At 68.0% G+C, this 15097-nt stretch carries 12 protein-coding genes; 10 read left to right on the top strand and 2 right to left on the bottom strand.

The window, feature by feature from the left end:
• Nucleotides 1–24 precede the first annotated feature (24 nt).
• From ACZYW1_RS12695 to ACZYW1_RS12650, 10 genes are all read left to right on the top strand, one after another.
• Nucleotides 25–498 carry a bacterial proteasome activator family protein gene (locus tag ACZYW1_RS12695; protein ID WP_463787810.1) on the top strand — a complete coding sequence of 158 codons (474 nt, stop codon included), beginning with the start codon at nucleotides 25–27 and terminating at the stop codon, nucleotides 496–498.
• Between the two features lie 7 nt (nucleotides 499–505).
• The gene (wzt, locus tag ACZYW1_RS12690) at nucleotides 506–1297 is read left to right on the top strand and encodes a galactan export ABC transporter ATP-binding subunit Wzt/RfbE (RefSeq protein WP_463786233.1); all 792 of its coding nucleotides are present in this window, start codon (nucleotides 506–508) and stop codon (nucleotides 1295–1297) included.
• Nucleotides 1294–2193, top strand: coding sequence for a galactofuranosyltransferase GlfT1 (glfT1, locus tag ACZYW1_RS12685; RefSeq protein ID WP_463786230.1), 900 nt, complete (start codon nucleotides 1294–1296; stop codon nucleotides 2191–2193). Before wzt ends, glfT1 begins: the two co-directional genes overlap by 4 nt.
• A gap of 37 nt (nucleotides 2194–2230) precedes the next feature.
• Nucleotides 2231–3061, top strand: a complete 831-nt coding sequence (gene wzm, locus ACZYW1_RS12680; protein ID WP_463786228.1) for a galactan export ABC transporter permease subunit Wzm/RfbD — start codon at nucleotides 2231–2233, stop codon at nucleotides 3059–3061.
• A gap of 42 nt (nucleotides 3062–3103) precedes the next feature.
• Nucleotides 3104–3514 carry a GtrA family protein gene (locus tag ACZYW1_RS12675; protein WP_463786226.1) on the top strand — a complete coding sequence of 137 codons (411 nt, stop codon included), beginning with the start codon at nucleotides 3104–3106 and terminating at the stop codon, nucleotides 3512–3514.
• A 23-nt stretch (nucleotides 3515–3537) separates the two neighbouring features.
• Nucleotides 3538–4635, top strand: coding sequence for a DUF2235 domain-containing protein (locus ACZYW1_RS12670; RefSeq protein ID WP_463786225.1), 1098 nt, complete (start codon nucleotides 3538–3540; stop codon nucleotides 4633–4635).
• Nucleotides 4636–4736: 101 nt separating this feature from the next.
• Complete coding sequence (locus ACZYW1_RS12665) at nucleotides 4737–6131, top strand: FAD-binding oxidoreductase (protein ID WP_463786223.1); 1395 nt, start codon at nucleotides 4737–4739, stop codon at nucleotides 6129–6131.
• Nucleotides 6132–6923: a decaprenylphospho-beta-D-erythro-pentofuranosid-2-ulose 2-reductase gene (locus ACZYW1_RS12660; RefSeq protein ID WP_463786221.1), complete on the top strand. Its 792-nt coding sequence runs from the start codon at nucleotides 6132–6134 to the stop codon at nucleotides 6921–6923.
• Complete coding sequence (locus ACZYW1_RS12655) at nucleotides 6924–8810, top strand: galactan 5-O-arabinofuranosyltransferase (RefSeq protein WP_463786219.1); 1887 nt, start codon at nucleotides 6924–6926, stop codon at nucleotides 8808–8810. It abuts the gene before it with no gap.
• Nucleotides 8810–12061, top strand: coding sequence for an arabinosyltransferase domain-containing protein (locus ACZYW1_RS12650; RefSeq protein WP_463786217.1), 3252 nt, complete (start codon nucleotides 8810–8812; stop codon nucleotides 12059–12061). Before ACZYW1_RS12655 ends, ACZYW1_RS12650 begins: the two co-directional genes overlap by 1 nt.
• 60 nt (nucleotides 12062–12121) lie before the next feature.
• Here the strand turns inward: ACZYW1_RS12650 and ACZYW1_RS12645 are convergent, their stop codons facing one another.
• Nucleotides 12122–13372, bottom strand: coding sequence for an HNH endonuclease signature motif containing protein (locus ACZYW1_RS12645; RefSeq protein WP_463786215.1), 1251 nt, complete (start codon nucleotides 13370–13372; stop codon nucleotides 12122–12124).
• A 77-nt stretch (nucleotides 13373–13449) separates the two neighbouring features.
• The gene (locus tag ACZYW1_RS12640) at nucleotides 13450–14862 is read right to left on the bottom strand and encodes an MFS transporter (protein WP_463786213.1); all 1413 of its coding nucleotides are present in this window, start codon (nucleotides 14860–14862) and stop codon (nucleotides 13450–13452) included.
• Nucleotides 14863–15097: the final 235 nt, after the last annotated feature.

Below are 15097 nucleotides of genomic sequence, written 5' to 3'. Positions count from 1 at the left end.
ATCGGCGGCGTCGACCCTCGCCTGATGGCGACCGCGCAGGACCCCGGTCCCGACGGCGACGACCGGTCGATCACCGACCTGGTCGAACAGCCCGCCAAGGTGATGCGGATCGGCACCATGATCAAACAGCTCCTCGAAGAGGTGCGCGCCGCTCCGCTCGACGAGGCCAGCCGCAACCGGCTGCGCGACATTCACGCCACCAGCATCCGGGAGCTCGAAGAGGGGCTGGCGCCCGAGCTGCGGGAAGAACTCGATCGCCTGACCCTGCCGTTCACCGAGGGCAGCGTCCCGTCGGATGCCGAACTGCGCATCGCACAGGCTCAGCTGGTCGGCTGGCTGGAGGGACTGTTCCACGGGATCCAGACCGCGTTGTTCGCGCAGCAGATGGCCGCCCGGGCGCAGATCGAGCAGATGCGCGAGCAGCGTGGCCTGCCGATGGGCCCCGGCCGGCCCGGCGGGCCCGGTCAATCCGGTTCCGGCACTGGCCAATACCTGTAGGCAATCGGTGACGCCAACCGGTCCGCACATCGAAACCCACAACGCGTGGGTGGAGTTTCCGATCTTCGACGCCAAGTCGCGGTCGCTGAAGAAGACCTTTCTGGGCGGCTCGATCGGGCGCAACGCATCCAACGTGGTGGTCATCGAAGCGCTGCGGGACATCACCATGTCGCTGGAGTTGGGCGACCGGGTCGGGCTGGTCGGTCACAACGGCGCCGGCAAATCGACTCTGCTGCGGCTACTTTCGGGTATCTACGAGCCGACCCGCGGCTCGGCGATCGTCCGCGGCCGGGTGGCGCCGGTGTTCGACCTGGGCGTCGGGATGGACCCGGAGATCTCCGGATACGAGAACATCCTGATCCGCGGGCTCTTCCTCGGCCAGACCCGCAAGCAGATGCTGGCCAAGGTCGACGAGATCGCCGAATTCACCGAACTCGGCGACTACCTGTCGATGCCGCTGCGGACCTACTCGACCGGCATGCGGGTGCGGTTGGCGATGGGTGTGGTCACCAGCATCGACCCTGAGATCCTGCTGCTCGACGAAGGTATCGGCGCCGTCGACGCGGACTTCTTGAAGAAGGCACAGACCCGCCTGCAGCAACTGGTCGAGCGCTCCGGAATCCTGGTGTTCGCAAGCCATTCCAACGAATTCCTGGCCCGGCTCTGCAAGACCGCGATGTGGATCGACCACGGGGTGATCAAGCAGACCGGCAGCATCGAGGACGTCGTGCGCGCCTACGAGGGCGAGGACGCCGCCCGGCACGTCCGCGAGGTGCTGGCGGAAACGAACCGCGCGTGAAGGAACTGGTGTGCGCCGTCGTGGTGACCCACCGCCGCCCGGACCAACTCGCCACGTCGCTCGGCGTGCTGAGCAGTCAGAGCCGGCCGCTCGACCAGGTGATCGTGGTCGACAACGACGCCGACGAGCGGGTGCGCAAACTGGTGGCCGGCCAACCGATCCCGACGACGTACCTGCCGTCGCGCCGAAACCTGGGCGGCGCAGGCGGTTTCGCGTTGGGCATCCTGCACGCGCTGGCGCTCGGCGCCGACTGGGTGTGGCTGGCCGACGACGACGGCCACCCGCAGGACAGTCGGGTGTTGGCGACGCTGCTGGCCTGTGCGGACAAGCATCGCCTGGCCGAGGTGTCGCCGATGGTGTGCGACGCCGATCACCCGGAGAGGCTGGCGTTTCCGCTACGCCGCGGCCTGGTCTGGCGGCGACTGGTCAGCGAGCTGCGCACCGACGCCGACCAGGAACTGCTCCCGGGTATCGCGTCGCTGTTCAACGGCGCGCTGTTTCGCGCCTCGGCGTTCGAGGCGATCGGCGTTCCGGACCTGCGGCTCTTCGTCCGCGGTGACGAGGTGGAGATCCACCGGCGACTGGTCCGGTCCGGGCTGGCGTTCGGCACCTGCCTCGACACGGCCTACCTGCACCCGTGCGGCTCGGACGAGTTCAAGCCGATCCTGGCGGGGCGGATGCACACGCAGTATCCCGACGACGCCACCAAGCGCTACTTCACCTACCGCAACCGCGGCTACCTGATGGCGCAGCCGGGTCTGCGCAAACTGCTTGTCCAGGAATGGCTTCGGTTCGGCTGGTTCTTTCTGATATCCCGTCGCGACCCGAAGGGCCTGCTGGAATGGCTGCGGCTGCGCCGGCTGGGCCGCCGGGAACACTTCGCGAGGCCGTTATGACCCGTGCACAGCGCAGCGATGAAAAGGGGTGGCGCGCATGACGATCATCGACATCGCCGCAGAGTCCAAGACGATGGCGCGGGCCTGGGGCGACCTGGTCGACGGGTACCGCCGCCGCGAGCTGTGGCTGCACCTCGGTTGGCAGGACATCAAGCAGCGCTACCGCCGCTCGGTGCTGGGCCCGTTCTGGATCACCATCGCCACCGGGACGACGGCCGTCGCGATGGGCGGGCTGTACTCCAAGTTGTTCCACCTCGAGCTCGCGGTGCACCTGCCCTACGTCACGCTCGGCCTGATCGTCTGGAACCTGATCAACGCCTCCATCCTGGAAGGCGCGGACGTGTTCGTCGCCAACGAGGGTTTGATCAAACAGCTGCCGACGCCACTGAGCGTGCACGTCTATCGGCTGGTGTGGCGGCAGATGATTCTGTTCGGGCACAACATCGTCATCTACCTGATCATCGCGATCATCTACCCGAAGCCGTGGTCGTGGGCCGACCTGGCGGTGATCCCGGCGCTGGGGCTGATCGTGCTGAACTGCGTCTGGGTGTCGTTGTGCTTCGGCATCCTGTCGACGCGGTTCCGCGACATCGGACCGCTGCTGTTCTCCGTCGTGCAGTTGCTGTTCTTCATGACGCCGATCATCTGGAACGACGACACGTTGCGGCAGCAGGGCGCCGGGCAGTGGTCGAAGATCGTCGAGCTGAACCCGTTGCTGCACTACCTGGATCTGGTGCGGGCACCGCTGCTGGGCGCGCACCAGGAGCTGCGGCACTGGGCCGTGGTGATCGGGCTGACCGTGCTGGGCTGGCTGGTGGCGGCGTTCGCGATGCGGCAGTACCGCGCGCGGGTGGCCTACTGGGTCTGACGGCTGTCTGGCGGACGGCTACCGGCCGTAGACTCTCCGCCGATGGCTGAGATCTCGGCGAGCACCCCGCTGCCGCTGAAAACACAGGCGTGGCGCTTCATCGTCACCGGCGGACTGTCGGCGATCGTCGACTTCGGGCTGTACGTGCTGTTCCTGAAGGCCGGCCTGCAGGTCAACGTGGCGAAGTCGCTGAGCTTCATCGCCGGCACCACGACGGCCTACCTGATCAACCGCCGGTGGACGTTCCAGGCACCGCCGAGCCGGGCCCGCTTCATCGCGGTCTGCGTGCTCTACGCGCTCACCTACTGCGTGCAGGTCGGCATCAACTACGTCTTCTACCTGCAGTTCGCCCACCAGCCGTGGCGGGTGCCCGCGGCGTTCGTGATCGCGCAGGGCACCGCGACGGTGATCAACTTCGTCGTGCAGCGATCGGTGATTTTCCGCCTGCGCTGAACCCCGACCATGCATGCTGAGCCATGGCAAAGGCTCTGGTGGTGTGCTGCGACGGCACCTGGGACAGTCCGGATGAGCTCAGCGACGGCAACCCGACCCCGACGAACGTCACCCGGATCGCGCTGGCCCTCGCGGACAAGGATGACCAGGGCCTCGAGCAGCGCATGTACTACCACGTCGGCGTCGGCACCAAGCGACGCCAGCGGTTCATCGGAGGCGCGTTCGGTTTCGGTGTCGCACGCGCTGTCCGCGACACCTACGCCTTTCTCGTGAAGAACTACGAACCCGGCGACAAGCTCTATTTCTTCGGCTTCAGCCGTGGCGCGTTCACCGCGCGGAGCACCGCCGGTTTCGTCCGTAACTGCGGCATCCTCCGGCCGGAGAACGCCGGCCTGATCGACCGGGCGTTCGCGCTGTACCGCAACAGGACCAGCACCACACATCCCCGCGGCATCGAGGCGACGCTGTTCCGGCACTCCTACTCCTATGAGCCCGAGATCCGCTTCATCGGCGTCTGGGACACGGTCGGGGCGCTGGGTATTCCGATGACCCCGTCAGCGCTGGCAGCCTTCATCAACCGTCGAACACGCTTTCACGACACCGACCTGAGTTCCCAGGTCGGCGCGGCATTTCAGGCCCTGGCGATCGACGAGAAACGCGGCCCGTTCTTCCCGACCTTGTGGACGCACGTCACCGAAGGTCAGCGCGTCGAGCAGGTCTGGTTCACCGGTGTGCATCGCGACGTGGGCGGCGGTTACCCGGAACACCGACTCAGTGACATCACCTTCCGCTGGATGATGGACCGGGCCCGCGAGTGCGGCCTCCAGTTCGTCGACGGAGCTGACACCGCCCTGCCGATCAGCACGAATCCGGTGCCCGGAGACGACGCGTTGACGGCGGCGCTTCGAGTCGACCCCGATCCGCTGGCGCCGCCGCACGACTCGCGCACCGGCTTCTACCGACTCCTGTGGACTTACGTGCGCACATTGGGCGTCACCGACCCGACCCAATACGCCGCATCCACTGCCGTCAAGCACGCCGAGGCGCGATCCGGATACACCGCACCGAACCTCGCGGCGTATCTCGACGGCCCGCACCACGTCCTCGACGTCACATTCTGAGTCGGGGCGCGCTGAACCGTGACCCGCCCTGATGGGCCGACTTCCCCCCGGGACGAGCGCGTCCCGCATCGTCGCCGGAGGGGCGGGTACCCTCTTTCACGATGTTGAGCAGCGACATTTCCACCACCAAAACCCCGCTGATGGGCTTCGGCCGCACCGCGCCGTCGGTAGCGGAGGTGCTGTCGACTCCGGACACCGAGCTGATCGCCAAGGCGGTCGGCCAGATCGCAGAATCGGGCGGGCGGGCTCACAGCAGAGGTGTGATCGCGCGGGGGCTGGGCCGCAGCTACGGCGACAACGCCCAGAACGGCGGCGGTCTGGTGATCGACATGACGCCGCTGAACAAGATCCACTCCATCGACTCCGACTCCCGGCTGGCCGAGGTGGACGCCGGGGTGAGCCTGGACCAGTTGATGAAGGCGGCGCTGCCGTTCGGGCTGTGGGTGCCGGTGCTGCCGGGCACCCGGCAGGTCACCGTCGGCGGCGCCATCGCCTGCGACATCCACGGCAAGAACCACCACAGCGCGGGCAGCTTCGGCAACCACGTCGTGTCGATGGACCTGCTGACCGCCGACGGCCAGATCCGCCACCTGACCCCCGACGGTGACGAAGCCGAACTGTTCTGGGCCACCGTCGGCGGCAACGGGCTGACCGGCATCGTGCTGCGGGCCGTCATCGCGATGACCCCGACCGAGACGGCGTATTTCATCGCCGACGGCGTCGCGACCCGCGACCTGGAAGAGACGGTCGCCGTGCATCTGGACGGCACCGAAGACAACTACACCTACTCCAGCGCATGGTTCGACCTGATCAGCCCGCCAACCAAGCTCGGCCGGGCATCGATCAGCCGCGGCAGCCTCGCCAAGCTCGATCAGCTGCCACCGAAACTGGCCAAGAATCCGCTGAAATTCGATGCGCCACAGCTACTTTCGGTGCCCGACATCTTCCCGATCAGCGCGATGAACAAGCTGTCGTTCAAGGCGATCGGCGAGGTCTATTACCGGCTGGGCGGAACCTATAGCGGCAAGATCCAGAACCTGTCGAAGTTCTACCACATGCTCGACCTGGTCAGCGGCTGGAACAACGCTTATGGCCCAACAGGTTTCGCGCAGCACCAGTTCCTGGTGCCGCCGGATGCGCTGGAGGAATTCAAGGCGATCATCCGATGGATCCAGACCCGCGGCCACTATTCGGCGCTCAACGTGTTCAAGCTCTTCGGTCCGGGCAACAAGGCACCGCTGAGCTTCCCGATGGCCGGCTGGAACGTCGCGATGGACTTCCCGAACAGGCCCGGCGTCAACGAATTCCTCAACGAGCTCGACGCCCGCGTCATGGAATTCGGCGGCCGGGTCTACACGGCCAAAGACTCCCGGGTCAGCGCCGAGAACTTCCACGCCATGTACCCCCGCATCGACGAGTGGATCGCGTTGCGCCGCAAGGTCGATCCGAACGGAGTCTTCGTCTCGGACATGGCCCGACGTTTGGAGCTGCTGTAAATGGTGCTTGACGCCGTTGGAAACCCCCAGGCCATCCTGCTGCTGGGTGGCACGTCGGAGATCGGGCTGGCGATCTGCGAGCGCTACCTGCGCAACGCGAACGCCCGCATCGTGCTGGCCGACCTGCCGAACCACCCCGGCAAGGACAAGGCCATCGCACAGCTGAAGGCCGCGGGCGCCAAGTCGGTCGAATGGATCGACTTCGACGGCACCGACACCGCGAGCCACCCCGCGGTGATCGACGCGGCTTTCGGCGGCGACGCCCCGCAGGACATCGACGTGGCGATCGTGGCGTTCGGCCTGCTGGGCAACGCCGAAGAGCTGTGGCAGGACCAACGCAAGGCCGTTCAGATCGCCCAGGTCAACTACACCGCAGCGGTTTCCGTCGGTGTGCTGCTGGGCGAGAAGCTCAAGGCGCAGGGCTTCGGCCGCATCATCGCGATGAGCTCGGTTGCCGGTGAGCGGGTGCGCCGGTCCAACTTCGTCTACGGCTCTACCAAGGCCGGCCTCGACGGCTTCTACCTCGGACTCGGAGAGGCGTTGCGCGAGTACGGAGTTCGCGTGCTGGTCATCCGGCCCGGGCAGGTGCGCACCACCACCACGTTGGAACACTGGAAGGCCACCGGCGCCAAGGAGGCGCCCTTCACCGTCGACAAAGAGGCCGTCGCCGAGTTGGCCGTCACCGCGTCCGCCAAAGGCAAGGACCTGGTCTGGGCGCCCGGACCGGTCCGCTATCTGATGACGGTGCTGCGACACATCCCGCGACCGATCTTCCGCAAGCTGCCCTTCTAGATGCGCAACGCACTGGCCACCGTCGGCCACTTGGTGATCGCGGTCGCGATCGCGGCGGCGGTCTCGGTGATGTCGCTGGCCGCGATAGCCCGGGTGCAGTGGCCGGCCTTCCCGTCGTCGAATCAGCTGCACGCGCTGACCACGGTCGGTCAGGTCGGCTGCATCCTCGGATTGCTGTGCGCCGGTTGGGTTTTTCGGCGGGGTCGCCGATATCTGGCGCAGCTGCTGGCGGTGGTGCTGGTGTCGGCGTTCTCGGTGGTGACGCTCGGCATGCCGCTGGGCGCCACCAAGCTCTACCTGTTCGGGATCTCGGTCGATCAGCAGTTCCGCACCGAGTACCTGACCCGGTTGACCGACAGTCCGGCGCTGCACGACATGACTTACACCGGGCTGCCGGCGTTCTATCCCCCGGGCTGGTTCTGGATCGGCGGACGCGTCGCCGCATTGACCGGCACGCCGGGCTGGGAGACGTTCAAGCCGTGGGCGATCACCTCGATCACCATCGCGATCGCCGCGGCATTGGTGTTGTGGGCGCGGATGATTCGCTTCGAGTACGCGCTGCTGGTCACCACCGCGACCGCCGCGGTGACGCTGGCCTACAGCTCGCCGGAGCCGTACTCGGCGATGATCACCGTGCTGCTGCCGCCGGTGCTGGTCCTGACCTGGTCGGGTCTGCGCGCCGGCACGCGCGGTCGAGGTTGGGCCGCGGTGATCGGCGCCGGGGCGTTCCTCGGTGTGGCGGCCACCTGCTACACGCTGCTGACCGCCTACAGCGCCTTCACCATGGTGCTGATGGCGCTGACGCTGGCGGCGGCCCGCCGGCGGGACGGCCGCAACGCCGTGCTCGATCCCCTGGTCCGACTGGGTGTCATCGCCGTCATCGCCGCGGCCATCGCGGCGACGACCTGGCTGCCGTTCCTGCTGCGCGCCGCCCACGACCCGGTGAGCAACAGCGGCAGCGCCTTCCACTACCTGCCGGCCGACGGCGCCGAGCTCACCTTCCCGATGCTGAAGTTCACCCTGCTCGGCGCGCTGTGTCTGCTCGGGACGCTGTGGCTGGTCGTGCGGGCCCGGTCGTCGGTGCGGGCGGGTGGCCTGGCGGTCGGCGTGCTCGCGGTCTACCTGTGGTCGCTGCTGTCGATGCTCGCGACGCTGGCCCGCACCACACTGCTGTCCTTCCGATTGCAGCCGACTCTGACGGTGCTGCTGACCGCGGCGGGTGTCTTCGGCTTCGTCGAAGCGGCGCTCGCGGTGCAGGCGCGCGGCCGCGAGCGCACCTGGGGCCGGGCCGTCGTTCCGGTGGCGGCGTCGATCGGGCTGGCCGCCGCGATCGCGTTCAGCCAGGACATCCCCGACGTACTGCGCCCCGACCTGACCATCGCCTACACCGACACCGACGGCCACGGCCAGCGCGGCGACCGCCGTCCGCCCAGCTCGGAGAAGTTCTACGACGAGATCGACCACGCGATCACCCGCGCGACCGGCAAGCCGCGCGACCAGACCGTGGTGCTGACCGCCGACTACAGCTTCCTGTCCTACTACCCCTACTACGGCTTCCAGGGGCTGACGTCGCACTACGCCAATCCGCTGGCGCAGTTCGACAAGCGGGCCGCGGCAATCAACCAGTGGGCCAAGCTCAAGAAGGCCGACCCGTTCGTCCACGCGCTGGACACCCTGCCGTGGGCGGCGCCGACGGTCTTCCTGATGCGGCACGGCGGCTCGGCGGGCGAGTCGAGTACCTACACCCTGCGGCTGGCCGAGGACGTCTATCCCAACCAGCCCAACGTGCGCCGCTACACCGTCGAACTGAACGCCGCGATCTTTGCCGACCCGCGGTTCGCGGTGACCAAGATCGGCCCGTTCGTCCTAGCCATCCGCAAACCCTGATGGCTACCGAGGCAGCGCAACCCGAGCAATTAGCATCTACCCCCGTGGGCAGCCAGGCAGTCAGGAGTTATCGCACCGCCCGCCTTGTCGCCGTCGTCGCCGGGGTGCTCGGCACGCTACTGGCGATCGCCACCCCGCTGCTGCCGGTCACACAGACCACCGCTCAACTGAACTGGCCGCAGAACGGCGTGCTCGGCAGTGTCGAAGCCCCGCTGATCGGCTACGTCGCCACCGATCTCACCATCAGCATCCCTTGCCAGGCGGCGGCCGGCCTGACCGGAACCGGCAAGACCGTGCTGCTGTCGACGGTGCCCAAGCAGGCGCCCAAGGCGGTGGACCGCGGCCTGCTGATCGAGCGCGGCGGCGACGACCTGGTGCTGGTCGTGCGCAACGTCCCGCTGGTGGTCGCACCGCTGAGCCAGGTGCTCAGCCCGGCCTGCCAGAAGCTGGTCTTCACCGCCCACGCCGACCGGGTGATCGGCGAATTCGTCGGACTCACCCAGGGCCCCAACGCCGAACATCCCGGCGCGGCACTGCGCGGTGAGCGCAGCGGCTACGACTTCCGGCCGCAGATCGTCGGGGTCTTCACCGACCTGAGCGGACCCGCTCCGCCCGGCCTGACCTTCTCCGCGACGATCGACACCCGTTACAGCACGTCGCCGACGCCGCTGAAGATGGCCGCGATGGTGCTGGGCGTTGCGCTGACCCTTGCCGCGCTGATCGCGTTGCACGTCCTGGACACCTCGGACGGCACCCGGCACCGCCGCTTCCTGCCCCCGCGCTGGTGGTCGCTGAGCGGGCTGGACGGCCTGGTCGCGCTCGCCCTCGTGTGGTGGCATTTCGTCGGCGCCAATACCGCCGACGACGGCTACATCCTGACCATGGCCCGGGTCTCCGAGCACGCCGGATACATGGCCAACTACTACCGCTGGCTCGGCACCCCCGAGGCGCCGTTCGGCTGGTACTACGACCTGCTCGCGCTGTGGGCCCACGTCACCACCGCCAGCATCTGGATGCGGCTGCCGACCCTGCTGATGGCGCTGGCCTGCTGGTGGGTGATCAGCCGGGAGGTGATCCCGCGGCTGGGGCACGCGGTCAAGACCTCGCGGGCGGCGGCGTGGACGGCGGCGGGCACCTTCCTGGCGGTGTGGCTGCCGTTGGACAACGGCCTGCGGCCCGAGCCGATCATCGCCGTCGGCATCCTGCTCACGTGGTGTTCGGTCGAGCGCGCGGTGGCCACCAGCCGGCTGCTGCCGGTGGCGGCGGCGTGCATCATCGGGGCGCTGACGCTGTTCTCCGGACCGACCGGGATCGCCTCGATCGGGGCGCTGCTGGTGGCAATCGGCCCGCTGCGCACCATCATTCACCGCCGCTCGCAGCGTTTCGGGGTGGTGGCGCTGCTGGCGCCGATCGTCGCCGCGGTGAGCGTCAACGCGATCCTGATCTTCCGCGACCAGACCCTGGCCGGCGAACTGCAGGCGACGTCGCTCAAGCGTGCGCTGGGGCCGAGCCTGAGCTGGTTCGACGAGCACATCCGCTACGAGCGGTTGTTCATGGCCAGTCCAGACGGGTCGGTCGCCCGCCGGTTCGCGTTGCTGGTGCTGCTGGTCGCGCTCGGCGTCTCGGTGGCAATGACGTTGCGCAAGGGGCGAATTCCCGGCACCGCGGCCGGCCCGAGCCGACGGATCATCGGCATCACAGTGATCTCGTTCATCGCGATGATGTTCACCCCGACCAAATGGACGCACCACTTCGGGGTGTTCGCCGGATTGGCCGGTTCACTGGGCGCGTTGGCGGCCGTCGCGGTGACCGCGGCGGCGATGCGGTCACGACGCAACCGCACGCTGTTCGCCGTGGTGGTGTTGTTCGTGGTGGCGCTGTCGTTCGCCAGTGTCAACGGGTGGTGGTACGTCTCCAACTTCGGGGTGCCGTGGTCGAATGCGTTCCCGCAGTGGCACTTCGGCTTCACCACCGGGTTCCTGGCGCTGACGCTTCTGGTCGCGCTGCTGGCGGCCTGGCTCCACTTCGTCAAGAGCGGCAGCGACGCCGATCCGCCGAACGATTCACGACTGGGGCGAATCATTCGCTCTCCGTTGGCAATTGCGGCCTGGGCACTGGTCTTCTTCCAGGTGCTCTCGCTGACCCTGGGCATGACCGACCAGTATCCGGCGTGGTCGGTGGGCCGCTCCAATCTCCAGGCGCTGACCGGTAAGACCTGCGGCCTGGCCACCGACGTCCTGGTCGAGCAGGACCCGAACGCCGGCATGCTCAGTCCGGTCTCGTCGGATGAAAAGGACGCGCTGGCCGACGGTTTCGCCGAGGGCTTCGACGCCAACGGCATCCCGTCGTCGGTGTCCGCCGACCCGGTGATGGAGCGCCCCGGCGACCGCAGCTTCGTCAGCGACGACGGGAATGTGACCAACGGCGAGGCCGGCAACGAAGGTGGCACCACGGCGGCGCCCGGGGTGAACGGCTCACGCGCACGCCTGCCCTACGGCCTGAATCCGGCGCACACCCCGGTGCTGGGCAGCTGGCGGTCCGGCGGACAGGTGCCGGCCCGCGTCCGCTCGGCCTGGTACCGGCTGCCGGCCCGCGACGAGTCCGGGCCGCTGCTGGTGGTGTCGGCCGCGGGCCGCTTCAACTACGGCGAGGTCGAGATCCAGTGGGCCAACGACCGCCAGGCCGCCGAGAACAAGCCCGGCGGCTCGACCGGCCTCGCGGATGTCGGCGCGGCCCCGGCCTGGCGCAACCTGCGGGCGCCGTTGTCCGCCCTGCCCGCGGACGCCACCCAGGTGCGGGTGGTGGTCAGCGACGAGGACCTGGATCCGCAGCACTGGATCGCCGTGACCCCGCCGCGAATCCCGCGGCTGCGCACGCTGCAGGACGTGGTCGGTTCGTCGGATCCGGTGCTGCTGGACTGGCTGGTCGGCCTGGCGTTCCCGTGCCAGCGGCCGTTCGGGCACCAGAACGGCGTCGAGGAGATGCCTAAGTGGCGCATTCTGCCGGACCGGTTCGGCGCGGAGGCCAACTCACCGGTGATGGACAAGAACGGCGGCGGTCCGCTGGGCGTGACCGAGTTGCTGGTGCGCGCCAACACCGTGTCGACCTATCTGAGGGACGACTGGTCGCGCGACTGGGGCGCCCTGCAGCAGTTGACGCCGTACTACCCGAGTGCCGGCCCGGCCGAACTCGACCTGGGATCGGCGACCCGCAGCGGGCTGTGGAGTCCCGCTCCGCTCAGACGGGGCTAGCAGCCGCGCGTCGGCTCTTGTAACTCCGCGTGTGGCAGGCCGACCGGACCCGTGAACAACCTAGTTCTTGGACGGTTGTGGTGGTTGGGGTTGGAACGGGTCGTACCACCACCAGTTGGCGCGCTCGCCGGTGGGCCCGGGGCACGGTGGAACAGCGGGCGGGGTGAGGGTGGGCGGTCGCGCGAGGGATGCCGCGCACAGTTGTCGACCACGACTGTCGGTGACGATGAGCTCGTCGGCGGGTCCGGAGATGCTGATGACACTGCGGTGGTGCAGCCGGTGGTGATACGGGCAGACCAGTACCAGGTTGGCCAATTCGGTGGGGCCGCCGTCTTCCCAGTGGCGGATGTGGTGGGCGTGCAGACCGCGGGTGGCCCCGCAGCCCGGGACCGCGCAAGTGGGGTGGCGGTGCTCCAGCACGCGCCGAAGCCGCCGGCTGATCACTCGCGTCGTCCGGCCGGCGCCGATGACCTGACCGTCACGCCTAAACCAGACCTCGCAGTTGGCGTCACAGGTCAAATAGGCGCGATCGGCGTCGGTGAGCAGCGGGCCCAGATGCAGCGCCGACACGGACTGTTCGAGGTCGACGTGCACCACCACCGTGGTGTGCTGCCCGTGTGGCCGTCGAGCCGCCTCGGCGTCCCAGCCGGCCTCGACCAGGCGCATGAACGCCTCCACTGTGCTCGGCATTGGTGGCGTGAGGTGCTCGACGCGCTCGCCATTGCCGCGAGCCTGCTTCCACTCGGCCAGCAGTGCGTCACGATGGGACGCCAGTGCCGCCTCGAACTTCGCCGCGTCGTCGTGCGGAAGAGTGATCCGCCAGCAACTGGACTGGTCGCTGGATGTCTTGCTGATCGTGCGCTGCGGTTCGGGCCGAGGATCGGGTTCGGGTCGCGGTTCCAACTTCACCGCCGTGCGCAGCTGATTGACCGTCGCGACCTGCGCCAGCTCGGCGTAATGCTGATCGGATCCATCGCCCGCATGTGCGGCGATCACGCCCACCTGATCCAGGGACAGCCGCCCCTCCCGCATACCGGCCGCACAGCGGGGAAACTCCTCGAGCCGCCGCGCGACGGTGGCGATCGTGGCGGCATTTCCCGACGTTGAGCCGAGCTTCCAGGCCACCAACGCCGCCACCGACCGCGCTCCGGTAGCGCCGCACAACTCGTCGCGTTCCAGCTCGGCGACAATCTCCACGATGCGCCCGTCAACCGCGTTGCGCTGACCAGCCAGCTCCGCCAACTCCTCGAACAACACATCGAGACGCTCAGCGGGGCTGACCGCCGCAACGGGCGACGTGGTCACGGACATGACCTCATATTCGCACCCGGGTACGACACGTTTCGGCAGCCTGATTTACGACCAGACGGCTCCCGCCGCCGGACGGATCAGAAAGCGATCTGCCGGCGACCGGCGCGAAACGCGGTGACGCAGGCGCTCAACGCGAGCAACGCGAAGACGGCGAAGGCCCACCTGGCCGCCGAAGCTCCACCACCGTCGACCAGGTTCACCACGACGCCGGCCAATCCGGCGCCGAACGCCCCGAAAATCAGCTGAACCGAGTTGATCGCGGTCGCGGCGGCTCCACCCTCGGCGGGATCGTCGACGTCGCTCATCGCCCACGCCGACAGATGCGGCCAAGCGGCGCCGATGCCGAGCCCGACACCCAGCAGCGCGAAAGCACAGACGACGACGATGCCGGCGGTCGCGCCCTGCACGTGCATGACTCCGGCCAGTGCCAGACTGCCCGCCATCACCACCGGCGCAGCGATCACCACGCCCACGATCGTGCGGGTGCGGTTCAGCGAGCCGCTGCCCAGTCCACTGATCGTCCAGCCCAGCGACAGCGCGGCACCCAACAGGCCCGCGACGATCGGCCCGAGGTGTGCCAGTCGCTGGCCGAACAACGGAACGTAGAGGTCGACCTTGGTGGCGGCCACCAGCAGTCCCAGCGTCAGGTAGACCCATTTCAGCGGGCCGAAGCCGTAGACGCTGGCGGGCAGCACCGCGGTGTCCATCCGGCGGTCGACGATCAGGAATGCGCCGATCAGAAGCGCGCCGAAGACCAGCAGCGCGGCCGTCTCGAGCGTGTTGTGCGGCACCGAGGCCACGCTGACCGCCAACGCGGCCGCGCCCAGCAGCACCACGGACGGGATCGGAACCCGGGCCGATTCGCGGTCGGGCTGCTCCGAGCCGTCCACCGTCAACAGCCCCGGCGTCGCGATGCCGATCGCAATGCTCAGCATCGCCAACAGACCGAACGCCCACCGCCACGCACCGAACTGCGCGAAAAGTCCACCCAGCGCGGGGCCGAGCAGCGCGCCGATGCCCCAGGTCGAGGCCGCCAACGCGGAACCTCGACTCCATAATCGGCGTGGCAGCACCGCGTTGATCACCGCGAAACTCAGGCCGCACAGCAGGCCACCGGCGAGTCCCTGCAGGAACCGGCCGATCAACAGCACTTCCATGTTGGGAGCCGCCGCGCAGACGACGCTGCCGGTAGCCAGGACGCTGTAACCGCCGAGGTAGGAGAGGCCGGCACCGAAGCGGTGCAACAGCGCATTGACCGTCGCCGCGGCGACCACCGACCCGACGAGATAGAGAGTCGTCACCCACGCATAGATTCGCTCGCCGCCGATCTCGTTGATCGTGCTTGGCAGCATGCTGATCGTCAGGAACTCGTTGGTGGAATACAACACCACGCCCCCGGCGACCACAGCGGTCGTTCGCGAATAGGGGGAACTCCACAACTCACGCCAATGGCCGGTGGTGTTTTGTTGCTGCTCCGTTAAATTCACCACCGCTGACTCACTAAACCATGTTTGGTACGGCGAGTCGAACGGGCCGGAGGGGTGCGGAGACGTTCGTTGAGCAGGGCTGTTCGGTGTGCGCGACGCATTGACCTGGACCGTCATTGGCCGACTTCCTGTGTACTTCATTTGGATCAGAGGAGGACAAATGCCTGTGCCCGCCCTCAGCCGGGCTCAAACCCGGAGGTCCGAAAGCCAGTCGTCCGGCTGTGCGAGGGGCGGCGGA

The organism is Mycobacterium sp. IDUB_36 (assembly GCF_055419225.1).
The sequence above is the reverse complement of the archived record's forward strand: the minus strand, read 5'-3'. Positions and strand labels throughout refer to the sequence as shown.

Coding starts and splice junctions, on each gene's coding strand:
- ACZYW1_RS12695 (WP_463787810.1), top strand. CDS start 25: ATGGCGACCGCGCAGGACCCCGGTCCCGACGGCGACGACCGGTCGATC.
- wzm (WP_463786228.1), top strand. CDS start 2,231: ATGACGATCATCGACATCGCCGCAGAGTCCAAGACGATGGCGCGGGCC.
- ACZYW1_RS12675 (WP_463786226.1), top strand. CDS start 3,104: ATGGCTGAGATCTCGGCGAGCACCCCGCTGCCGCTGAAAACACAGGCG.
- ACZYW1_RS12670 (WP_463786225.1), top strand. CDS start 3,538: ATGGCAAAGGCTCTGGTGGTGTGCTGCGACGGCACCTGGGACAGTCCG.
- ACZYW1_RS12665 (WP_463786223.1), top strand. CDS start 4,737: ATGTTGAGCAGCGACATTTCCACCACCAAAACCCCGCTGATGGGCTTC.
- ACZYW1_RS12660 (WP_463786221.1), top strand. CDS start 6,132: ATGGTGCTTGACGCCGTTGGAAACCCCCAGGCCATCCTGCTGCTGGGT.
- ACZYW1_RS12655 (WP_463786219.1), top strand. CDS start 6,924: ATGCGCAACGCACTGGCCACCGTCGGCCACTTGGTGATCGCGGTCGCG.
- ACZYW1_RS12650 (WP_463786217.1), top strand. CDS start 8,810: ATGGCTACCGAGGCAGCGCAACCCGAGCAATTAGCATCTACCCCCGTG.
- ACZYW1_RS12645 (WP_463786215.1), bottom strand. CDS start 13,372: ATGTCCGTGACCACGTCGCCCGTTGCGGCGGTCAGCCCCGCTGAGCGT.